Here is a 21722-nt window from a genome sequence, read left to right as displayed (position 1 = left end):
CCTCATAATCGGCCCGTCATGGATCTCAACTCGCGCCTGTTCGACAGCATCCGGATCAAGCCGACCTGCGACGAGCCGAAGCCCGCCGCGGAAGCCGGCTGCGAGAGCCCCGGCTGCACCCATCCGGGCCTGTACCGGGCGCCGAAGGGGCGGAAGGCGGAGGGCCAGTACTGGCGCTTCTGCATCGACCATGTCCGCGCCTACAACGCCACCTACAATTACTTCGATGGCATGAACGACGCCGCCGTTCAGGCCTACCAGAAGGACGCGATCATCGGTCATCGCCCGACCTGGGCGATGGGCGTGAACCGGACCGGCGAGGCCAAGCCGGCGGACGAGCCGGTTCGGGACTGGGCCTACGTCGATCCCCTCGGCATCCTGCGCGGCGAGGGCGTCGGCGACGCGCGCCGGCGTGCCCGCCAGCCCGAGGAGCCGCGCAAGCCCAAGCACTCGGCGACGGTGCGCCGCGCCCTCGACGTGATGGGCCTCGAGGAGGGCGCGGACGCGGCCGCCATCAAGGCGCAGTACAAGGTGCTGGTGAAGCGCTTCCACCCGGACGCCAACGGCGGCGACCGCTCCTTCGAGGAGCGCCTGCGCGACATCATCCGGGCCCACGACGTGCTCCGCGCGGCCGGTCTCTGCTGAGCGGCACGAACGATGCACGCCGGTTCGCACCCAGGATAGGGCAAACCGCGCGGGGCGGCCCTATATGGGATCCATGCCGGTCGGTGGCGCGCGAGCGCGCCGCCGTCTAAGGATGGCTCCGCCCCGCCGCGGAGGCCCGGCTCGACGTCCTTCCGCGCGGATGCTTCACTGTTTGGGAGTGGAGCGCCCGCGCCTCACGAGGTTCCGAATGCTCTCTGACGCTACGCCCGCCGCGCTGCCCGACCGCACCGTCTCCGTCCGCGATGTCTTCGGCATCGACCTCGACCTCAAGGTGCCGGCCTTCGCCGAGCCCGAGGAGCACGTGCCGGATGTCGACCCGGACTACATCTTCGACCGGGAGACGACGCTCGCGATCCTGGCCGGCTTCGCCCGCAACCGCCGCGTGATGGTCACCGGCTATCACGGCACCGGCAAGTCGACCCATATCGAGCAGGTCGCCGCCCGGCTGAACTGGCCGTGCATCCGGATCAACCTCGACAGCCACGTCTCGCGCATCGACCTCGTCGGCAAGGACGCCATCGTCCTGCAGGACGGCAAGCAGGTCACCGCCTTCCAGGACGGGATCCTGCCCTGGGCGCTGCAGAACAACGTCGCGCTCGTGTTCGACGAGTACGACGCCGGCCGCCCGGACGTGATGTTCGTGATCCAGCGCGTGCTGGAGCTCTCGGGCCGGCTGACGCTCCTCGACCAGAAGCGCGTGATCCGCCCGCACCCGGCCTTCCGGCTGTTCGCCACCGCCAACACGGTGGGCCTCGGCGACACGTCGGGCCTCTATCACGGCACGCAGCAGATCAACCAGGGTCAGATGGACCGCTGGTCGATCGTCACCACGCTGAACTACCTGCCGCACGACCGCGAGGTCGACATCGTGCTCTCGAAGGCGACGCATTACCGGGGCGACCAGGGCCGCGACATCGTCAACCGGATGGTGCGCGTGGCGGATCTCACCCGCAACGCCTTCATGAACGGCGACCTCTCCACCGTCATGAGCCCGCGCACGGTGATCACCTGGGCCGAGAACGCCGACATCTTCAAGGATATCGGCTTCGCCTTCCGGGTGACGTTCCTCAACAAGTGCGACGAGCTGGAGCGGACGCTGGTGGCCGAGTTCTACCAGCGCGCCTTCGGCAAGGAGCTGCCCGAGAGCGCGGTGAACGTCGCGCTGAGCTGACCCGCATGGAGGACGCGATGGCGCATCCGGCCCCGACGCGCGAGGACGCCCCGGCGACTGCGCACGCGCGGGGACGGACCCGCCACGCGGACGATCTCTACACCTGGGTTCAGGAGCAGGTGGCGCTGCTCCGCGCCGGCCGGGTGGACGCGCTCGACCTCGACAACATCGCCGAGGAGCTGAGCGACGTGGGTTCGGAGCAGTACGATAAGCTCGAGAGCGCGATCGAGGTGCTTCTCGCCCACGCCCTCAAATGGGATCACCAGCCCGAGCGGCGCAGCCGAAGCTGGTCGCTGACGATTGCGGAACAGCGCGTGCGGATCGACAGGCAGGTGCGCAAAAATCCAGGTCTCAAGCCGCGAATCGCCGAAGCCGCCAGCGAAGGCTACCGGGTCGGTCGGATCCGAGCCGCTCGCGAGATGAAGCGATCGCCCGAAACCCTGCCCGCGGACTGTCCCTACAGCTGGGACGAGATCCTGAACCGCCCCTTCGCGTTCGAGGACGACCGGTAGCGCTGATGTCCATCTCCAACCGCAAGCCCGGCGAGCGCCGCGAACCCGTGGCCGAGCCCCTGAAGCGCTCGGTGGCCGGGTGCCTGCGCGCCATCGCCCGGCGCTCCGAGGTCGAGGTCACCTACGCGACCGACCGGCCGGCGCTCACCGGCGACAAGGCCCGCCTCCCCGAACCCCCGCGCAAGCTCTCGGCGCAGGACGTCGCGGTGCTGCGCGGCAACGCCGACGCCATGGCGCTGCGGCTGGGCTGCCACGACGTGGCCGTCCACCGCCGTCTCGCCCCCGAGAACGCACCCGCGCGCGCCGTGTACGACGCGGTCGAGCAGGCCCGGGTCGAGGCGATCGGGTCGCGCCGGATGGCGGGCGTGGCCAGCAACATCTCGGCGATGCTGGAGGACCGCTACCATCGCGGCGGCAAGTACGAGTCCATCACCGACCGGGCCGACGCTCCGATGGAGGATGCCGTCGCCCTGATGGTGCGCGAGCGCCTGACCGGCCAGAAGCCGCCCGAGGCCGCCACCAAGATCGTCGAGCTGTGGCGCGAGCATATCGAGGCCAAGGCCGGCCCGAACCTCGACGGGCTGCTCGGCTCGATCGAGGATCAGCGCAAGTTCGCCCGCTCGGTGCGCGACCTCCTCACCTCCCTCGACATGTCGGACGAGACGCCGTTCGACGCGGAGGACGACGAGAACGACGACGAGAACGACGCCCAGGACGACGAGCAGAACCCCAGCGAGGGCGATTCGGAGGAGAAGAGCCAGGGCGAGCGCGCCGAGATCGAGACCTCCGAGGAGGCCTCCGACGAGATCGAGGAGGGCGCCCAGGAATCCGCCGACGCACCGTCCGGTGAGTTGCCCGAGGAGGCCGAGGACGCGGAGTCGGAGGAGGCCTCGGAGGCCTCTCGCCCGCCGCAGCGGCAGGGCAACGAGGCGCGCGGGCCCGAGTACAAGGTGTTCAATCCGCGGTTCGACGAGGTCATCCACGCCGAGGAGCTGTGCGACGCCGATGAGCTGTCGCGCCTGCGCTCCTACCTCGACAAGCAGCTCTCGCACCTGCAGGGCGTGGTCGGCCGCCTCGCCAACCGGCTCCAGCGTCGCCTCCTCGCCCAGCAGAACCGCGCCTGGGAGTTCGATCTGGAGGAGGGTCAGCTCGACCCGGCGCGGCTCGTGCGCGTGGTCATCGACCCGTACCAGCCGCTCTCCTTCAAGCAGGAGAAGGACACCAATTTCCGCGACACGGTGGTCACGCTGCTCCTCGACAATTCGGGCTCGATGCGCGGCCGGCCGATCACCGTGGCGGCGACCTGCGCCGACATCCTCGCGCGGACGCTGGAGCGCTGCGGCGTGAAGGTGGAGATCCTGGGCTTCACCACCCGGGCCTGGAAGGGCGGCCAGAGCCGCGAGGCGTGGCTCGCCGCCGGCAAGCCGCCGAATCCCGGTCGCCTGAACGACCTGCGCCACATCGTCTACAAGTCGGCCGACGCGCCCTGGCGGCGCGCGCGGAAGAACCTCGGGCTGATGATGCGCGAGGGGCTGCTCAAGGAGAACATCGACGGCGAGGCCCTGGACTGGGCGCACAAGCGCCTGCTCGGGCGGCCGGAGCAGCGCAAGATCCTGATGGTGATCTCCGACGGCGCGCCGGTGGACGATTCGACCCTGTCGGTGAATGCCGGCAACTACCTGGAGCGGCACCTGCGCTGGATGATCGAGGAGATCGAGACGCGCTCGCCGGTGGAACTGCTGGCCATCGGCATCGGCCACGACGTGACCCGGTACTATCGCCGCGCCGTGACGATCATCGACGCCGAGGAGCTCGGCGGGGCGATGACCGAGAAGCTCGCCGAGCTGTTCGAGGAGGACGGCGCGGCGCCGACGGGTCGGATGCTGCGCGCAGCGGGCGGGCGGCGGTAGTCACGCCGCGCGCTGCCGCGCGCAACAGACGATCCGCGTCGAGGAAGCTGGCAGATCCGGACCGAACCTCGACACGGTTCATGTTCGCAACTTGGACGGCGAAGCCCCCTTCGTCATCACGAGCGCAGCGAAGTGACCTAGGGCGGCGCGGGGCTTGTCCACGTGGCGCCGCCTGGATTGCTTCGCTCCGCTCGCAAAGACGGCGCAGGGGCATCGGCCGGACATTGACGGCAGCCTGCGGCCGAGCTCTGGATTGCTTGGAGTGGCATGCCAGCCGCAAACAAGCGGAAACCGCCGCGGCCTCAACGGCCACGGCGGTTCAAACCGTCCGATAGGGGCGTGAAGCTCGACGACTCAGGCCGCGGCGGCCGGGGTCTCGGCGAGCTTCTTATGGATCTCGCGCTTCAAGAGGCGGGCAGTCTGCGACAGGTCACCCTCGCCAGCCTTGATCAGGAAGGCGTCGAGGCCGCCGCGGTGCTCCACCGAGCGCAGGGCGTGCGCCGTGACCCGCAGGCGGACGCGCTTGCCCAGCGCGTCGGACTGGAGGGTGACGTTGCACAGGTTCGGCAGGAACCGGCACTTGGTCTTGCGGTTCGAGTGGCTCACGAGGTGGCCGACCTGAACGGCCTTGCCGGTGAGTTCGCAGCGGCGCGCCATGATAAAAAACGATCCCGTCTCGTTCCGCCCGGTGAAGACCCGATCGCGGCCGGCGCGATCATCGTCGCAGCGGGCGGCGCCCATTGCGTGTTCCAGGTCCGGCGGAGTCCTGTTGAAGGCGCGAGCCTATAGGCGACGAAGGCGCGGTGCGTCAAGGTGCCGGCGGGGTTCAGCATCGCGCCGGACGACCAACGGTCTGTTAACCACGATGCCGGGATATAGCCTTCTTCCACCTGCAGGAAGGCGCCTCTCCCCGCTCCGTGCGTCGCAGAGGACGTCGGCGAGCGGGTGTGTTCGAGAGGGTGCGTTCGAGCGAGTGTCTTGGCCCGCCCGCCCTGGGATGCGATCCGGATCATGAGCGCCACGCCAATCCGTCGAATGATCAAGCCGTCGAAGAAGCACGCTGCCGGGCGCCTCGCGGGCAGCCTCCTCGCGGTCGCGGCCTTCGCGGCCCCGACCGATGCCGGCGCGCGGACGTCGCGGGCCAAGCGGGCCGCGCCCGCCGCCGCGACCGTGGCGGTCGATTACGGCATCAACCTCGCCGGTCTCCCGATCGGCACGGCCCGCCTGGCCGGCTCCTTCGACCGCGACCGCTACATGATGGACGTGTCGGCCGTGCTCACCGGCCTCGTCGGCGCGATCACCGGCGGCAAGGGCTCCGCCCGGGCCTCGGGAAGCTTCTCGGCCGCGCCGCAGCCCGGCGCCTTCGCCATCGCCACCCAGACGGCGAGTTCCGGCATCGCGGTGCGCATGGCCCTGGCGCGCGGCAACGTCGTCCAGGCCGAGATCACGCCGCCGCTCGTCGACATGCAGGACCGCGTGCCGGTCACCCCGGCCAACAAGCGCGGCATCATCGACCCGGTGAGCGCGCTGCTGATGCCGACCCAGGGGCGCGGCGAGCCGCTCGACCCGGAGAACTGCAACCGGACCCTGCCGGTCTTCGACGGCGCCACCCGCTTCAACGTGGTGCTGAGCTACGCCGAGACCCGCCCGGTGCAGAAGCCCGGCTATGCGGGGCAAGTCCTCGTATGCAACGCCCGCTACCAGGCGGTCGCCGGCCACCGGCCGGACCGGCCGGGCGTCAAGTTCATGGAGGAGAACCGCGAGATGTCGGTCTGGCTCGCCCCCGTCGAGGGGACGCGCGTCCTGATTCCGCTGCGCATCTCGGTGCTCACCACGATCGGCACCAACATCATCGAGGCCACCCGCTGGAGCCAGAGCGGCACGCCGACGACCACCGGCACGGCCGGCGCCGCCGGCAACAGTGTCGCGCAGGCGAGCCTGCCCGGGCAGTAGCGGCTGCGCGGGCAGCTGCCGCAGGGAGCGTTTGACCGGCGGCCGGTTTCCCGGCACCTCGGCGCGGCGCGGCAGCCGCGCGGGGAGGTCAGCAGTGCCCAAGGGCTACATCATCGTCCGGATGACGGTCACCGACCCAGACACCTACAAGGACTACGCCGCCATGGCCTCCGAGGCGATGCGCAAGTACGGCTGCAAGCCGCTGGTGCGCGGCGGCCGCTGCGAGGCGCTGGAGGGCGAGGGCCGTCCGCGCAACGTCGTGCTGGAATTCGAGTCCTACGAGGCGGCGCGCACCTACTACTTCTCGCCCGAGTACCAGGCTGCCGTAGCCAAGCGCCGGCCCGCGGGCATCGGCGAGGTGGTGCTCGTCGAGGGTGTCGACTGATCGCCGGCCCGGTCACAACCGGACCTGACGCGGCCCGCGCCTTCCGCGCCCAAGCCGCGAAATGACCCGGCAAGGGCGCGGGGACGGACAGAGTCGCGCGCCCGCGGTGCCCCGCATTCCGTGCCGGCGGACGCGATCGCGGCGTGGTCCGCGGTTGCGCGGGTGGAGGGAATCTTCACGTTCCCGGCGATAATGCCCGGATGTGCTCGCCTGCCCTCCGAATCGCCCTCGCCCTGGCCGCGCTCGCGGGGCCGGCCGCGGCGCAGTCCCTCAGTGCCGGGTCCGCCGATCCGGGGTGCGGCGGTGACGCCTTCTCGTCGGCCGAGGTCGTCGAGAACAGGCCGCCCCGCCGCGGCCCCCTTGTCGCGACACCCGACACGCTCTGCGCCGACCTGGCGCCGCAGCCGGGCGCGACGACGACGCAGATCGACGTCTACCCGATGATCACGCCGCAGATTGGACCTGGCGGCGGCGGCATCCCATATGGGGGAGGACCGTACCGGCCCTAGCGTTCCTGACGCGGTCGGCCGGTCGAACCCGCCTCCCCGCCCGCGCCGCGACGGCGCCGCGACGGCCTTCCCGCTCGAAGGAACCGCCGACCATCGACGCGCTGCTCCGCCCCACGCCCAGCCGCTCGCTGTCCCGCGAGGCCCGCGCCCGCGGCGTCACCGCGGTCCTCGGGCCGACCAACACCGGCAAGACGCATCTCGCCATCGAGCGGATGCTCGCCCACCCGACCGGCATGATCGGGCTGCCCCTGCGGCTGCTCGCCCGCGAGGTCTACCTGCGCGTCGTCGCGAAGGTGGGCCCCGAGAAGGTCGCGCTGGTGACCGGCGAGGAGAAGATCAAGCCGGACCGGCCGCGCTACTGGATCTGCACCATCGAGGCGATGCCGCGTGACCTCGACGTGGCGTACGTCGCCATCGACGAGATCCAGCTCGCCGCCGACATGGATCGCGGCCACGTCTTCACCGACCGCCTGCTCTACGTCCGCGGCCGGGAGGAGACCCTGCTGATCGGCTCCTCGACCATGCTGCCGCTGGTCCAGGACCTGATTCCGAACGTTCACACCACGACCCGGCCGCGGCTCTCGCAGCTCACCTTCGCGGGGGAGAAGCGGCTGTCGCGCCTGCCCCGGCGCACCGCCATCGTGGCGTTCTCGGCCGAGGAGGTCTACGCGATCGCCGAGCTGATCCGCCGCCAGCGCGGGGGCGCCGCCGTGGTACTCGGCGCCCTGTCGCCGCGGACCCGCAACGCCCAGGTCGAGATGTACCAAGCGGGGGACGTCGACTACCTCGTGGCCACCGACGCGGTCGGGATGGGCCTCAACCTCGACGTGGATCACGTCGCGTTCGCGGCCAACTGGAAGTACGACGGCACCCGCTTCCGCAAGCTCACCCCCGCCGAGATGGGCCAGATCGCGGGGCGCGCCGGCCGCCACCTCGCGGACGGTACCTTCGGCTCGACCGGACGCTGCCCGCCCTTCGAGGCCGAGCTGGTGGAGCGGCTGGAGAGCCACGACTTCGATCCCCTGCGCATCCTGCAGTGGCGCAATCCGGATCTCAGCTTTGGCAGCCTGGAGGGCCTGCAGGCGAGCCTCGACGAGCACCCGCGCGAATCGGGCCTGACGCGCGCGCCCATGGGGGAGGACCAGCAGGCCCTCGAGATCCTCATGAAGGAGGACGACATCCGCGACATGGCGCGGAGCGCCGCCACGGTGCGCCGCCTGTGGGACGTCTGCGGCGTGCCGGATTACCGCAAGGTCCACCCGCAGGTGCACGCCGATCTCGTGGCACAGCTCTACCGGTTCCTCATGAAGGGCATGGCGGGCCGCATCCCCGACACGTGGTTCGCCGAGCAGGTCGCGATGATCGACCGGACCGACGGCGACATCGACACGCTGTCCCGCCGGATTGCCCAGGGACGCACCTGGACCTTCGTGGCGAACCGTCCCGACTGGCTACGCGACCCAGAACATTGGCAGGGCGAGACGCGTCGGGTAGAGGACAGGCTGTCCGACGCCCTGCACGAACGCCTCGCGAGCCGCTTCGTCGACCGGCGCACAAGCGTCCTGATGCGGCGCCTGAGAGAGAACACGATGCTCGAAGCCCAGATCACCGCCGACGGTGACGTCACCGTCGAGGGTCAGCATGTCGGCCACCTTCACGGATTCCTGTTCGTTCCCGATGCCAGCGCCGAGGGGCACGAGGCCAAGACCCTGAGGAGCGCCGCCGAGAAGGCGCTCGGGGGTGAGATCGAGTCGCGGGCAGAACGATTCGCCGCGACCGCCGATTCGACCCTCGTGCTCTCGCACGACGGCACGATTCGCTGGACCGGCGCGCCCGTCGCCAAGCTCACCCCCGGCGAGAAGCTGTTCGCCCCGCAGATCCGTCTGCTGGCGGACGACAGCCTGACCGGCGCGCATCGCGAGAAGGTCGAGGCGCGCCTCGACGCGTGGTTGAAGGCCTACATCGTGCGGCTGCTCGGGCCGCTGATGGAGATCGAGACCGCGGCAGACCTGACTGGCCTCGCCAAGGGAATCGGCTACCAAGTCGTCGAGGCGCTCGGCGTGCTGGAGCGCTCGAAGGTGGCGCACGAGATGCGCAGCCTCGACCAGGAGGGCCGCGGCGCCCTGCGCCGCCACGGCGTCCGGTTCGGCGCCTACCACATCTTCCTGCCGGCGCTGCTGAAGCCGGCGCCCCGCACGCTCGCGGCCCAGCTCTGGGCCCTGCGCAACGGCGGCCTCGACCAGCGCGGCCTCGACGAGATCGCGCATCTCGCCGGCTCCGGCCGCACCTCGATCAAGGTCGACCGCGAGATCGCCAAGGGACTCTACCGCGCGGCCGGCTTCCGGGTCAGCGGCGAGCGGGCGGTGCGCGTTGACATCCTGGAGCGGCTCGCCGACCTGATCCGCCCGGCGATCGCCTACCGACCCGGCACCACCCCGGGCGCCCCGCCGGACGGCACCGCCGACGGCGACGGCTTCGTGGCCACCGTCGGCATGACCTCGCTGGTCGGCTGCTCGGGCGAGGATTTCGCCTCTATCCTGAAGTCGCTCGGCTACAATTCCGAGGCGCGCCCCGGCCCGGCCATCACGGTGCCGCTCGTCCCCGCTGCCGCCACCGCGCCGGCGGCGCCGACCGCCGCCGAGGCTTCCTCCGAGGAGGCTGTCGCCGCGCAGGCTGATGCCGCCGAGCCGGTGGGCGACGAGGCCCCGGCCGCCGAGGGTGTCGAGACCACCGCCGATCACGCTGAGGCGGCCGAGGAAGCCCCGGCCGCCCCCGAGGCGGAGCCCGCCGAGGGCGAGACTGCGGACGAGTCGGCCGGCACGCCGGTCGACGCGGCCACCGAGGCGCTAGCGACCGAGACATCTGCGACCGAGTCGCCCCACGCCGAGGCGGAGCAGCCGGCCGAGGCGGACGCCGCGCCGGCGGCCGAAGCCATCGCCGAGGAGACCGCGCCCGACGCGGCCGCCGAGGCGGAGCCCGACGCGGCCGAGACGGCCGAGGCCGTTGGTGCCGATGGCGAGGGCGCAGCCGAGATCCCACAGATCGAGGTCTGGCGCCTGCAGCGCCACCAGCGCCCGGCCCACCAGCGCCCGCAGAACCGTCCCCGCGGGGCTGGTCGGGGGCGCGACGGCGGCCAGCAGGGCCAGCACCCGGGACAGGGGCGTCCCGACGGTGGTCGGCCGGAGCAGCGCCGGGCCGAGGGCGACGGTGGCCCGCGCCCCGGCCGGGACCGCGGCCCGCGCCGCGACCGCTTCGAGGGCGGCCGTCCGGAACGCCGCGACGACCAGCGCGGCGCCGAGCAGCGCCATTCCGGCCCGCGGCCCGACCAGCGGCCGCCGCGGCGCGAGCGGGCGCCCGATCCGGACTCGCCCTTCGCCAAGCTCGCGGCCCTGAAGGCGCAGCTCGAGGCCGGCGACGGCGGGAAGCGCTGATCCGCGGCGGATGCGCGAGGACCGGCAGCGCCTCGACAAGTGGCTGTGGTTCGCGCGCTTCGCGCGGACCCGGTCGCTCGCGGCGCGGCTGGCTTCCGACGGCTTCGTGCGGGTGAACGGCAGCCGGGCCGAGAACCCCGCGAAGGCCATCGGCATCGGTGACGTGGTCACGGTGGCGGCGCCCCACGCGACCCTGGCCGTGCGGGTCCTCGGTCTCGGCCTGCGCCGCGGCCCGGCGTCGGAGGCGCGGCTCCTCTACGACGACCTGTCGGGCGGCACCCTGTCGGTCGAGGACGGTCCGGACGGGCCGTCCGAGTGATGAGGTCGCGCCACAGCGGCCGCGCGAGCGACCCGACGCGAACCCTTGCGGCGCCCGCACGCTTGTCAGTCCGGGAGGCAGCGTCTAGAGCCGTGGGCCTCCGAGATCCGTCCCAGTGTCGGGTCTCACCGGCGTTCCCCTCGCAGCACCCTCCGGGCGCGCGGGCCGTCCCCAGGCTCCGCCCGGGCCAAGTCGAGTTTTAGGACGAAGACATCCGATGACCTACGTCGTCACCGACAATTGCATCAAGTGCAAGTACACGGACTGCGTCGAGGTCTGTCCGGTGGACTGCTTCTACGAAGGCGAGAACATGCTCGTCATCCATCCGGACGAGTGCATCGATTGCGGCGTCTGCGAGCCGGAATGCCCCGCCGAGGCGATCAAGCCCGACACCGAGTCGAATCTCGACACGTGGCTGAAGCTGAACGCCGACTACGCCAAGTCCTGGCCCAACATCACGCAGAAGAAGGAAGCCCCGGCCGACGCCAAGGATTGGGACGGCAAGAGCGGGAAGCTCGAGGCGCATTTCTCGCCCAACCCCGGCTCGGGCGACTGACCCCGCGCCGGCCCCGCAGGTTCTGACGCCGGCCCGCGGCCCGCTTCCCAGATTGCGGGAAGATCTGTCGGGCCCGTGCCGCCGCTGAACCCCGCGGCGGGGCTGCGTCATACGAGGGCCTGATACGCGGCCAGGTCATTCCTGTCCCGCCGCACCAGTGTAAAACTCTTTGGCGCCGCGCTTGGTCCGCGCGTGCGTCTTCAGGGATGCTTTGATCTGCGCGCCGGATTGTGGTAGACAATCCGCCTGCCGTCGCTCGCGCCTGACGTGCTCCCTCCGGCTGAAACGCCTTCGCTTTTCGTGGGTTAGGAGTAGTACGCGCTCGACCGCTGAAGGCGACTTCGGCGGGCGGGCCAGGCGTTCGCACGGCCGCGCCGGGGAACGCCCGGATTCGTGCGCTCGGCGCCGGGTCCGGGAGCGGCGAGGCAGACCGGGTGTCCCGCCCGGAAGAACACGGTTTCGCGCGGCGCCGAACGCTGCGCGCCAGTGGAGGCCCTTCTCGCATGACCACAGCCAAGAAGACGACGACCGCAGGCCGGCAGGGCTTCAAGACCGGCGAGGCTGTCGTGTATCCGGCCCACGGCGTCGGTCGCATCACCGCGATCGAGGAGCAGGAGATCGCCGGCTACAAGCTTGAGCTGTTCGTCGTATCGTTCGAGAAGGACAAGATGGTCCTGCGCGTCCCCACCGCGAAGGCCAACAGCGTGGGCATGCGCAAGCTCGCCGAGCCGGAACTGGTCAAGAAGGCGCTCGACCTGCTGACCGGCCGCGCCCGGATCAAGCGCACCATGTGGTCGCGCCGCGCGCAGGAATACGAGGCCAAGATCAACTCGGGCGACCTGCTCGCCGTCACCGAGGTCGTGCGCGACCTCTTCCGGTCCGAGGCTCAGCCGGAGCAGTCCTACTCCGAGCGCCAGCTCTATGAGGCCGCCCTGGACCGGATCGTGCGCGAGATCTCGTCGGTGAACCGCATCACCGAGACCGAGGCCCTGAAGCTGATCGAGCAGAGCCTCGCCAAGTCGCCCCGCCGGGCGAAGAACGAGGCGGAGCCCGAGGCCGAGGCCGACGGTGACAGCGAGGGCGACGACATTCAGGAGGAGGCCGCCTGAGGCGCGCTTCCCCCCCCGCGGACGACATCGAACCCGGCCCCTGTGGCCGGGTTTTTTGTGCCCGGACCGGTCCGAACCGGCGCGCCGGCCCGGTCGTTTCGGGACATCCGGGCTGGACGGCGCGCGGCCGGATCCCATCTGATCGGAACAGAACACGATTTCGTGGCCGCCCGGTTGTCGCATTGTGGGGCATCGGGACGGAACTTTCGCGTTTTGCCTTCCGTTGTCGGTTGCCTGGCGTCGCCTCCCGGTGGCGCCTGCGCGTCGGGCTATCGGCTCGACGCCGCAACAGCACTCGACAACAAGAGGCAGGCGGATGGCTGAGATCGCGGGAATTCGACGGCAGTTCATACGGACTGCCATGGAGGCACCCTTCCTGGCCCGGGAAGAAGAGCGCGGCCTCGCCGTCCGCTGGAAGGACGAGCGCGACGAGCGGGCCCTCCACCGTCTGATCTCCGCCCATATGCGCCTCGTCATCGCCCTGGCGGGGCGTTTTCGTCACTACGGCCTGCCCATGGCGGACCTCGTCCAGGAAGGGCATGTCGGCCTGATGGAGGCCGCGGCCCGGTTCGAGCCCGAGCGGGACGTCCGCTTCTCAACCTACGCGACGTGGTGGATCCGCGCGTCGATCCAGGATTACATCCTGCGCAACTGGTCGATCGTGCGCGGCGGCACCTCCTCCGCGCAGAAGGCCCTGTTCTTCAACCTGCGGCGGCTGCGCGCCCGGCTGATGCAATCCACCGAGGAGCATGTCGGCGACGAGATCCACCGCCGCATCGCCAGCGCCATCGGCGTGTCGCGGGATGACGTCGCCCTGATGGACGCGCGCCTGTCCGGTCCCGACATGTCGCTCAACGCCCCGGTGGGCGAGGACAGCGACGCCTCCTCGGAGCGGATGGACTTCCTCGTCGACGGCGCCGACCTGCCGGACGAGACCGTGAGCGCCACGGTCGACGGCGAGCGTCGGTTGAGCTGGCTCCAGCAGGCCCTGACCGTGCTGTCGGAGCGCGAGCTGCGCATCCTGCGCGAGCGCCGCCTCGCCGAGGATCAGGCGACCCTGGAAGCCCTGGGCCAGAGGCTCGGCATCTCCAAGGAGCGCGTCCGCCAGATCGAGAACCGGGCCCTGGAGAAGCTGCGCCGCGCCCTGGCCGACCGCTTCCCCGCCGCCACCGGCAGCCCGCATATCGGCTGAGCCCACAGCCGCGACACCGACGCGAAGCCCGGCCCTGAGGCCGGGTTTTCGCGTTTCAGAGGGCCCCGCGTCCGGCGGCACCGCAACGCGCGGCGGCGGCCCCGATCGGGTCCTATAGCGGGTCGACACGGGCTTCGGTCGCGCGGTCGGTTCAGGCTCCCTGTGCGGCGGGGCTGCGCCGCTCCCGCCGGCGCGTACGCCGGCCGGGCTCGGGCGTCGCGTCGAGCCAGATCACCAGCGCGAGGGCGACGAGCGCCGGCAGGCCGAGAGCCAGGAAGGCGCCGGTCCAGCCGAACATCCCGTAGGACAGGCCGCCGTACCAGCCCGACAGCGCGCCGCCGACGCCCTGCACCGCGTTGACGCTGCCGATGGCCGTCTGGGTCCGGCCGGAGCCCCAGGTCAGGTCGGCGACGATGACCGGCACCGCCACCCCGACGATGCCGGAGGCGACGCCGTCCAGCACCTCGGCGGCGATCAGCCAGACCGGATCGTCGATCAGGCCGGACAGGAGTGCCCGCACCGGCAGGACCGCGAAGGCGACCATCAGCAGCTGGCGGCGCCCGCGCTTGTCGGCGAGCGATCCGGCGAACAGCGCCACCGGGACCATCACCAGCTGGGCCACCATGACGTAGCGGGCCGTCCAGGTCGTGGCGTCGGCCGCGGTCGCGACCAGCTTCTGGCCGAGCAGCGAGAGCATGCCGCCGTTCCCAAGATTGAACAGGGTCAGCGCCACGGTCAGCACCAGCAGGCGACGGTTCCCCAGGACCTGGCGGAGGCCGCTGCGCTCCGGCTCGTCCGAGTCGTCCTCCTTCCAGCCGACGGCGCGGCGGCGGCTCCACGCCTTGGCCGGCATCGTCGCCGTCGCGGCGATCGCCGCCAGCGCCATGCCGCCGAGCACCCAGAAGGCGATCGCCGGGCCGAAATAGCCGGTGCCAAGGCTGATGGCGCCCGCCGCGATCAGGATGCCGACGTGATTGAAGGCCTGGTTGCGCCCCTGCTGCGCGGGGAACCGGTCCTTGCCGACGATACCCAGAGTCAGCGCCGCGACGGCCGGCAGCAGCAGGGTGCCGCCGGCCGCCGCGAACAGCTGCGCGCACAGCACCGCCGGGAAGCTGCGGGCCGGCAGGAGCAGCAGCGTTCCCACCAGGATCGCCCCGCAGGCCAGCGCGATCAGCAGGCGCGGGCGCGGGAACCGATCGACCAGGGCACCGAACGGTCCGCTCAGGAACAGCGTGCCGATGCCGACCAGCGTGATGACGAACCCGACCCGCGCGGGGCTCCACGAGGCCGATTCTGCCAGCCAGGTCCCGAGAAAGGGTCCGAGGCCGCCCTGGATGTCCCCGATGAACAGGTTGATCAGGGCGAGGTTTGCGGTGGGGGCCATGCGATCCTGGAGCCGTTTCGGGCCCCGGACCTGTACTCCCCCCCCGGAACGGTCAAGCCCGGATCGCCGCCATCATCGCCGCACCGCTCCCGCGGCGGACTCGCTGCACCGGCCTCACGGCTCCCGCGGGCCGTACTGCATCAGCCCCTCCCCGAATGACCAGTTCTCCGGGTTGACCTCGACGAGGTTGATGAAGACGTCCCCCGGCGCCACGCCGGGATCGCGGGCGAGGTTGCGGGTCACGGCGGCGTAGAGGGCGCGCTTCTGCGCGGTGCCGCGCGTCGCGTTGGCGGTGATCTGGACGATCACGAGGCGGTCGCTGCGCCGGATCCCGAGATAGTCGGGACCGTAGACGAAGTCCGACGCGTCGTGCTGGTGCACCAGGGCGAACAGGTCGCCCTCCGGCACCGCGAAGGTCTCGCGCATGGCGTCGTAGACACCCGCGACGAGGGCGGCCCTGTAGGATTCGGTCGTCCCGGCACGCAGGGAGATGCGGGTCAGAGGCATGGTCTCACTCCTCGATCGGTCCGAGATCAGCGGCCGCGCGCCGCGGCGAGGCCGGGCGCGGCGAGGTGGACAATCGCGGTTCCGGACAGCCCGGCGGCCGGCTCGGCGCGGAGGGTGAAGCGGGTGAGGCGCCATCCGTCGGGATCGAGCCCGGCCACGGTGGCGAGGACGTCGCGCCCGGCCGCGATGTCGCGCCCGCGCCCCCGCTCGTCGTCGCGCAGGGCGGAGAGATCCTCCGCGGGCCCGACGAGACGCGTCTCCTCCGAGAGGGCGCCCGCCGCGTCCCCCGGCCCGAACGCGGCTGCGACCGCCAGCCACGTCTCGATGCGCGGCCGGCCGAAGCTCGCGATCACGGCGCCGAACCCGGCCCCGGCCAGGAACGCGGCGGCGGCGCCGGCATCCTGCCAGAGATAGAGAGAGCTGTAGGCGTTGGCGGCGGCCCCGCGCGCCCGGTCCTCGACCGTGAAGGCCTTGAAGACGAGGCCGGGCACCGCGTCCCAGGCCGGTGCGCGGGCGGCGACGCGCGCGCGGATCCTGTCCATGGCGTAGTCGGCCGGCAGACGATGCCGGTAGCGGGTGATCAGCATGGGGCACTCCCGAAGAGGTCCACAGGCTTGCACGCCGCCTCGATAACAGCGACATATCGGCACCGATATCTACGATAAGAGTGCGTTATGGTCGCCGACCGTCCTCTCGACCTCGAAGGCGTCCTGGCCTTCGTGCACGTGGTCGATCTCGGCAGCTTCACCCGGGCCGCCGAGGCGCTCGCCACGTCGCAGGCGGCGATCAGCCTGCGGCTGAAGCGGCTCGAGGACCGGCTCGGCACGCGCCTCCTGGACCGGACCCCGCGGCACGTGGACCTGACGCGCCAGGGCGCCCTGTTCCTGCCGGCCGCTCGGCGCCTCCTGGACGCCCATGACAGCGCCGTGGCCGACGCGGCGACGGCGCACCCCGCCCGGCTCAGCCTCGGGATCAGCGACCACGTCGCCGGCCCCGACCTGCCGGTGCTGCTGCGGCGCCTTGGCCTGGATCGGGCCGGGCTGATCACGGAGGTGCGGATCGTCCCGTCGCGCGACCTCGCGGCTGCGTTCGGATCCTCCGGCGAGGACGGCTACGACGCGGTGATCTTCCGGACGGAGGACGAGGCCGGCCACGGCGGCGCGGTCCTGGCGGAGGAGCGGCTGGGCTGGTTCGCCGCACCGGATTTCCCGGCGCCCCGGCCGGGCGAGACGCTGCGGCTGGCGGGACTCGCGGGCCCCTGCACGGTCCGGGGCGCGGCGACGCGGGTTCTCGACGCGGCCGGGCTCCCCTGGACCGAGGTCTTCGTCGGCGGCGGCGTGCTGGCGGTGGGGGCGGCCGTGATGGCGGGGCTGGCGGTGGCGGCCCTGGCGCCGAGCACGGCACCGGCCGGCGCCGTGGAGGTCGGCGGCCGGTTCGGGCTACCCGAACTGCCGCGCACCTTCGTGGTCCTGCGCGCCCGCCGCCTGGCCGGGCGCCCCGCCGAGGCGCTGCGCGCCCTGGCGGCGACGTATCGCGATCCCGGCGGCCGCTGAGCGGCCGCCGGCTCGTCCTGCCTCAGGAGGCGAGCGGGCCCTGGGCGCCCTGCTGCTCCATCACCTTCTGCCGGTAGAGGCCGACGAAATCGATCGGGTCGATGTACAGGGGCGGGAAGCCGCCGTTGCGCACCGCCTCGGCCACGATCTGGCGGGCGAAGGGGAAGAGCAGGCGCGGGCACTCGATCATCACCGCCGGATGGATCTGGTCGGCCGGGATGTTGAGGAGCCGGAACACGCCGGCATAGGTCACCTCGAAGGCGAACAGCACCTCGTTCTGGATCTTGGCGTCGCCCTCGAGCTTCAGCTCGACCTCGAAATCGGTCTCCGAGAGCTGCTGCGCGTTGACGTTCACCTGGATGTTGATCTGCGGCCCCTGGCCCTCCTTGGGCTGGAGCGAGCGCGGTGCGTTCGGATTCTCGAAGGACAGGTCCTTCGTGTACTGCGCCAGGGCGTTGATGGTCGGCGCATCGCCCTGCGGCATGCCGCCGCCGTTGCCGTTCGCTGCCGGGGAATCGGCCATGCGGATCATCCTTCTCGATCGACCGGCAGGGCCGGCGCGGGTTGTTGTCGCGGCGGGAGCGGCTGGATCACGCCGCGGAACTGCCCAAACGGCAGGGCCGCTAACACGCGGGCCGGGCCTGGACAAGCGAGCGGGCGCGGCGCTGGCGCCGGCGGCCCCCACGACCCATATCGACCGGATCGCAATTGACGCGTGGGTTCGATCGTCCGGCCGACACAACCGGCTCGCTCCCGACGCGTTGGTCGGATATGAGTCGGCCAGACCTCTGCGCGCTTAGCCGGCGCCGCACCGCGCGCGACCTGAGCAAGGGGCACAGGGTCTCGCCGCGGCCACCATCGGATCGGTGATGCAGGACAGTTTCGACGTTACGACGATCATCTTCCTCGCGCTGGCCGTCTTCGTGATCTGGCGTCTGCGCTCGGTGCTCGGTCAGAAGACGGGGGCCGAGCGCTCGCCGTTCAAGCCGGTCGACCGCAGCCGGACTGAGCCCCAGGCGCGCTCCGACGGCGACAACGTCGTGCGCTTGCCCGGCGCCGACCGGGTCCAGGCCGCGCCGCAGCCCGCCGCCGCCCCGCGGGACTGGCGCGGGATCGCCGAGCCGGGATCCGAGGTCGCGCGCGGCTTGGAGGCCTGCATCCAGGCGGAGCCAAGCTTCGACCCCCGCGCTTTCATCGAGGGCGCCAAGTCGGCCTACGAAGCCATCATGATCGCCTTCGCCAAGGGTGACCGGAAGACCCTGCGCGGCCTCCTCTCGAAAGAGGTCGGCGAGGCGTTCGAGCGGGCGATCGCCGAGCGCGAGCGCAACCGGCAGACGCTCGAGACCACCTTCGTGTCGATCGACAAGGCCGAGATCGTCGCCGTCGAGGTGCGCAACCGCGTGGCGCACGTCACCGTCCGCTTCCTGTCGAACCTGATCACCGCCACCCGCGACGCCGACGGCAAGGTGGTGGACGGCAGCGCCGAGACGGTGGTCGAGGTGCCGGATGTCTGGACCTTCGCCCGCACGCTCGGCTCGCGGGACCCGAACTGGCAGCTCGTGGCCACCGAGGCCGGCGCCTGAGTCCGTGACCGGCGTTCCGTGACGATCTTGCCGTGCCGATGTCCCGCGCCCGGTCCGGAGCAGTCCCGGCCGCCCTCCTCGCGTCCCTCCTGAGTCAGGCCGTGTCCGCCGCGCCGACGGCGGTCGGCGGTGCGGTGCTGACCCCCGTGGCCGCGGCCGACCTGCCGGGCTTCCCCGGCGCGGGGACGGAGGCGGCGCTCGACGCCTTCCGCCGCGTCTGCACGGCCCCGCCGCCCGCCCTGCCCCAGCCCGACGGCGTCGTGGGAGATCCGGCCGCCCTCGCCGAGGCCTGCGCGGCCGCCGCCGGCCCCGTGCCCGACGCCGCCGCCTTCTTCCGCGAGCGGTTCGAGGCGTTCCGCGTCGTGCGGCCCGGTGCGGACCGGCCCGGCTTCCTGACCGGCTATTTCGAGCCGGAACTCACCGGCTCCCTGGAGCCCGGCCCGGATTTCCCGACGCCGGTCCTGGCCCGCCCCGATGACCTGATCTCCCTCGGCCCCGGCGAGACCCGCCCGGGGCTCGACCCGGGCCTGCGCGCCGCCCGCGCCACCGCGGACGGCTTCGCCCCCTACCCCGACCGCGCCGCGATCGACGACGGCGCCCTCGGCGCGCGGGCGAAGCCGATCCTGTGGCTGCGCGACGCGGTCGACCTGCTGGTCCTGCAGGTCCAGGGTTCCGGGCGCGTCCGGCTGCCGGACGGGCGCGCGGTGCGGGTGCTCTACGACGGCCGCAACGGCCGCCCCTACACGGCGGTGGCCAAGCTGATCGTCCAGGAGGGCCACCTGCCCCTGGAGGGCCTGACGCTCGCCCGCTGGACCGGCTGGCTGCGCGCCCATCCCGAGACCGCCAAGCGCCTGATCCGCGCCAACGCCTCCTACATCTTCTTCCGCCTCGCTCCGGTCGCGGATCCGGCCCTCGGGCCGCCGGGCGCCGCGAACGCCCCGCTCAGCCCGGGCCGCAGCCTGGCGGTGGATTCGACCCTCTGGCGCTACGGCCTGCCGTTCTGGCTCGCCGGCCCCCTCCCCGGCGCGACTCCCGGTGAGGCCGGGCGCCTCGTCATCGCCGCCGATACCGGCTCGGCGATCGTCGGCCCTGCCCGCGGCGACCTCTTCGTCGGTACCGGTGCGGAGGCCGGCGTAGCCGCCGGCAACCTCCGCGACGCGATCGGCTTCGTGGTCCTGCTGCCGCGCCGCGCGGCGGTGCCCGGAGCCGCGCCGTGAGGGCCCCGCGCCGCGGGCGCCGCCTCACCGCGGGAGAGACCCGCCTCTGGGACGCGATCGCCAAGCTGGTCACGCCGCTGCCGGGCCGCGCCGCCCCGGTGCCCGAGACACCTCCGCCGCCGGGCCCGACCGCCACCATGCCGGCTCTCTCGGCGCCGATCCTGAAGCCCAGCGCGCCGCCGGTCGCCAAGAGGCCGCGGGCGAAGCACCCGCCGAAGCCGGCCTCGGAGCCGGCGCGCCCGGCCACCGCCGCTCCCTACCAGGCGCCGCCCCAGCGGCACGCGCCGAGTGCCGGGCTGGAGCGGAACGCCAAGCTCGGCCTGCGCCGGGGGCGGCTCGCGATCGAGGCGCGGATCGACCTGCACGGGATGGTGCAGGCCGAGGCGCATGCCGCGCTGACGGGCTTCCTGCTCCGCGCCCGGGCCGCCGGGCATTCCTACGTGCTGGTCGTCACCGGCAAGGGCGGCCCGGGCCACGCGGACGCCTTCTCCGAGCGGGGCGTCCTCCGCCGCAGCGTGCCGCACTGGCTGCGGGGGCCGGATCTGCGCGGCATCGTCCTCGGCTTCGAGGAGGCCGCCCGCCACCATGGCGGCGGCGGCGCCCTCTACGTCCGCCTGCGCCGCCGCTAGGGCGGGCCTCGGCGCGGGACGCGCGGCAAACCGCGCCGGTTCCCCGCGGTTGCGGCCCGGACCGATCCCGCCGATATCCGGATCCGGCGCACGGAGCGCCGCGCACGGAGATGCTGCGAGAGCGATGCCGGAGCTTCCCGAGGTCGAGACCGTGCGGCGGGGATTGGCGCCCGCCCTGGTCGGCGCGCGGTTCAGCCGCGTCACCCTGCGCCGGGCCAACCTGCGCTTCCCGTTCCCCGAGCGCTTCGCCGCCCGCCTCGAGGGGCGGACCGTCACGGACCTCGCGCGCCGGGCGAAGTACCTCACCGCCGCCCTCGACTCGGGCGAGACGCTGGTCATGCATCTCGGCATGAGCGGGCGGTTCGACGTGGCTCTGCCCGACGGCAGCAACCTGTCCCCGGGAGACTTCTACCTCGAGGGCGCCCAGGGCACGCCCCGGCACGACCACGTGGTCATGGCGATGAGCACCGGCGCCACGGTGACCTACAACGACGCCCGCCGCTTCGGCTTCATGGATCTGGTCCCGAGCGCGGAGCTCGCGGCCTGCCGCCACTTCGCCCGGATGGGCGTGGAGCCCCTCGACGGGCTGACCGGGGCTGTGATCGCGCAGCTCTTCCGCCACAAGATCGCGCCGCTGAAGGCCGCCCTGCTCGATCAGCGCCTGATCGCGGGCCTCGGCAACATCTACGTGTGCGAGGCGCTGCACCGGGCGCGCCTGCATCCGGAGGCGCCGGCCGGGAGCCTCGCCCGGCCGGACGGGCGCCCGACGCCCAAGGCCAACGCCCTGGCCAAGGCGATCGTGCAGGTCCTCGAGGAGGCCGTGAAGGCCGGCGGCTCGACCCTGCGCGACTACGTCCACACGGACGGCAGCGCGGGCGCGTTCCAGCACGCCTTCCGGGTCTACGACCGGGTCGGCCTGCCCTGCAGCCGGCCCGGATGCGCCGGCGCGATCACCCGCATCGTGCAGGCGAACCGCTCGACCTTCTACTGCGCCACCTGCCAGCCCCCGGGCTGAGCGCGCCGATCGGCGCTATCGCGTCGCGGAACGGCAATTTCGCCACAAACCCGACTAGGGTTACGCCCCTCGACGTGCGCACCCGGTTGCGGGCAGCCGATCCCGGCCCGCGACGCGTGAC

22 protein-coding genes are annotated in these 21722 nt (G+C 72.2%); 17 read left to right on the top strand and 5 right to left on the bottom strand.

Annotated elements, in window-relative coordinates; translation table 11 throughout:
* The first annotated feature begins 18 nt into the window (after positions 1 to 18).
* The 4 genes from ACX9MN_RS29020 (at position 19) to cobT (ending at position 4259) form a co-directional block, all read left to right on the top strand.
* Positions 19 to 645: a J domain-containing protein gene (locus ACX9MN_RS29020; RefSeq protein ID WP_020092684.1), complete on the top strand. Its 627-nt coding sequence runs from the start codon at positions 19 to 21 to the stop codon at positions 643 to 645.
* Between the two features lie 208 nt (positions 646 to 853).
* Positions 854 to 1837 carry a cobaltochelatase subunit CobS gene (gene cobS, locus ACX9MN_RS29015; protein WP_012320633.1) on the top strand — a complete coding sequence of 328 codons (984 nt, stop codon included), beginning with the start codon at positions 854 to 856 and terminating at the stop codon, positions 1835 to 1837.
* Between the two features lie 5 nt (positions 1838 to 1842).
* Positions 1843 to 2349, top strand: coding sequence for a DUF29 domain-containing protein (locus ACX9MN_RS29010; RefSeq protein WP_082557830.1), 507 nt, complete (start codon positions 1843 to 1845; stop codon positions 2347 to 2349).
* Positions 2350 to 2354: 5 nt separating this feature from the next.
* Positions 2355 to 4259 carry a cobaltochelatase subunit CobT gene (cobT, locus tag ACX9MN_RS29005; protein ID WP_020092686.1) on the top strand — a complete coding sequence of 635 codons (1905 nt, stop codon included), beginning with the start codon at positions 2355 to 2357 and terminating at the stop codon, positions 4257 to 4259.
* 354 nt (positions 4260 to 4613) lie between these two features.
* Here the strand turns inward: cobT and rpmB are convergent, their stop codons facing one another.
* Positions 4614 to 4916, bottom strand: coding sequence for a 50S ribosomal protein L28 (gene rpmB / locus ACX9MN_RS29000; protein WP_012320636.1), 303 nt, complete (start codon positions 4914 to 4916; stop codon positions 4614 to 4616).
* 378 nt (positions 4917 to 5294) lie between these two features.
* On the opposite strand from rpmB, the gene ACX9MN_RS28995 reads away from it, so the two are divergent.
* The 8 genes from ACX9MN_RS28995 (at position 5295) to ACX9MN_RS28960 (ending at position 13713) form a co-directional block, all read left to right on the top strand.
* Complete coding sequence (locus ACX9MN_RS28995; RefSeq protein ID WP_489726365.1) at positions 5295 to 6212, top strand: DUF3108 domain-containing protein; 918 nt, start codon at positions 5295 to 5297, stop codon at positions 6210 to 6212.
* A gap of 94 nt (positions 6213 to 6306) precedes the next feature.
* Positions 6307 to 6597, top strand: coding sequence for a DUF1330 domain-containing protein (locus ACX9MN_RS28990; protein ID WP_020092689.1), 291 nt, complete (start codon positions 6307 to 6309; stop codon positions 6595 to 6597).
* Between the two features lie 200 nt (positions 6598 to 6797).
* Entirely contained in the window at positions 6798 to 7106 is a 309-nt protein-coding gene (locus ACX9MN_RS28985; protein ID WP_331297813.1) for a hypothetical protein, read from the top strand.
* Positions 7107 to 7207: 101 nt separating this feature from the next.
* Complete coding sequence (locus ACX9MN_RS28980; RefSeq protein WP_489726364.1) at positions 7208 to 10537, top strand: helicase-related protein; 3330 nt, start codon at positions 7208 to 7210, stop codon at positions 10535 to 10537.
* 10 nt (positions 10538 to 10547) lie between these two features.
* Positions 10548 to 10856 (top strand): RNA-binding S4 domain-containing protein, encoded by a 309-nt coding sequence (locus ACX9MN_RS28975; RefSeq protein ID WP_020092692.1) that lies wholly within the window; start codon positions 10548 to 10550, stop codon positions 10854 to 10856.
* Positions 10857 to 11073: 217 nt separating this feature from the next.
* Positions 11074 to 11412 (top strand): ferredoxin FdxA, encoded by a 339-nt coding sequence (gene fdxA, locus ACX9MN_RS28970; RefSeq protein ID WP_020092693.1) that lies wholly within the window; start codon positions 11074 to 11076, stop codon positions 11410 to 11412.
* A 503-nt stretch (positions 11413 to 11915) separates the two neighbouring features.
* On the top strand, positions 11916 to 12521 hold the full coding sequence (locus ACX9MN_RS28965; RefSeq protein WP_020092694.1) for a CarD family transcriptional regulator: 606 nt from the start codon (positions 11916 to 11918) through the stop codon (positions 12519 to 12521).
* A gap of 316 nt (positions 12522 to 12837) precedes the next feature.
* Complete coding sequence (locus ACX9MN_RS28960; RefSeq protein WP_012320644.1) at positions 12838 to 13713, top strand: RNA polymerase factor sigma-32; 876 nt, start codon at positions 12838 to 12840, stop codon at positions 13711 to 13713.
* A gap of 151 nt (positions 13714 to 13864) precedes the next feature.
* Here ACX9MN_RS28960 and ACX9MN_RS28955 read toward each other — a convergent pair whose 3' ends face one another.
* From ACX9MN_RS28955 to ACX9MN_RS28945, 3 genes are all read right to left on the bottom strand, one after another.
* Complete coding sequence (locus ACX9MN_RS28955) at positions 13865 to 15097, bottom strand: MFS transporter (protein ID WP_331297812.1); 1233 nt, start codon at positions 15095 to 15097, stop codon at positions 13865 to 13867.
* 114 nt (positions 15098 to 15211) lie between these two features.
* Entirely contained in the window at positions 15212 to 15604 is a 393-nt protein-coding gene (locus ACX9MN_RS28950; protein ID WP_489726123.1) for a tautomerase family protein, read from the bottom strand.
* Between the two features lie 26 nt (positions 15605 to 15630).
* Positions 15631 to 16191 (bottom strand): DUF4865 family protein, encoded by a 561-nt coding sequence (locus tag ACX9MN_RS28945; protein WP_489726122.1) that lies wholly within the window; start codon positions 16189 to 16191, stop codon positions 15631 to 15633.
* Between the two features lie 87 nt (positions 16192 to 16278).
* On the opposite strand from ACX9MN_RS28945, the gene ACX9MN_RS28940 reads away from it, so the two are divergent.
* Entirely contained in the window at positions 16279 to 17157 is an 879-nt protein-coding gene (locus tag ACX9MN_RS28940) for a LysR family transcriptional regulator (RefSeq protein ID WP_489726121.1), read from the top strand.
* A 22-nt stretch (positions 17158 to 17179) separates the two neighbouring features.
* Here ACX9MN_RS28940 and secB read toward each other — a convergent pair whose 3' ends face one another.
* Positions 17180 to 17680: a protein-export chaperone SecB gene (gene secB / locus ACX9MN_RS28935; protein ID WP_026604852.1), complete on the bottom strand. Its 501-nt coding sequence runs from the start codon at positions 17678 to 17680 to the stop codon at positions 17180 to 17182.
* Positions 17681 to 18026: 346 nt separating this feature from the next.
* Between secB and ACX9MN_RS28930 the strand changes: the two genes are divergently transcribed.
* The 4 genes from ACX9MN_RS28930 to mutM all read left to right on the top strand — a co-directional run bounded on the left by ACX9MN_RS28930 (position 18027) and on the right by mutM (position 21601).
* Complete coding sequence (locus ACX9MN_RS28930; RefSeq protein WP_020092701.1) at positions 18027 to 18740, top strand: Tim44/TimA family putative adaptor protein; 714 nt, start codon at positions 18027 to 18029, stop codon at positions 18738 to 18740.
* Positions 18741 to 18778: 38 nt separating this feature from the next.
* Positions 18779 to 19957, top strand: coding sequence for a murein transglycosylase A (mltA, locus tag ACX9MN_RS28925; RefSeq protein WP_170862929.1), 1179 nt, complete (start codon positions 18779 to 18781; stop codon positions 19955 to 19957).
* Positions 19954 to 20586 (top strand): Smr/MutS family protein, encoded by a 633-nt coding sequence (locus ACX9MN_RS28920; protein ID WP_100251357.1) that lies wholly within the window; start codon positions 19954 to 19956, stop codon positions 20584 to 20586. The genes mltA and ACX9MN_RS28920 overlap by 4 nt, the downstream gene beginning before the upstream one ends.
* 124 nt (positions 20587 to 20710) lie before the next feature.
* On the top strand, positions 20711 to 21601 hold the full coding sequence (gene mutM, locus ACX9MN_RS28915) for a bifunctional DNA-formamidopyrimidine glycosylase/DNA-(apurinic or apyrimidinic site) lyase (RefSeq protein ID WP_489726120.1): 891 nt from the start codon (positions 20711 to 20713) through the stop codon (positions 21599 to 21601).
* The last annotated feature ends 121 nt before the right edge of the window (positions 21602 to 21722 follow it).

It is taken from the genome of Methylobacterium sp. 1A (assembly GCF_058072805.1).
This window is presented reverse-complemented; position numbering and strand designations above follow the sequence as displayed.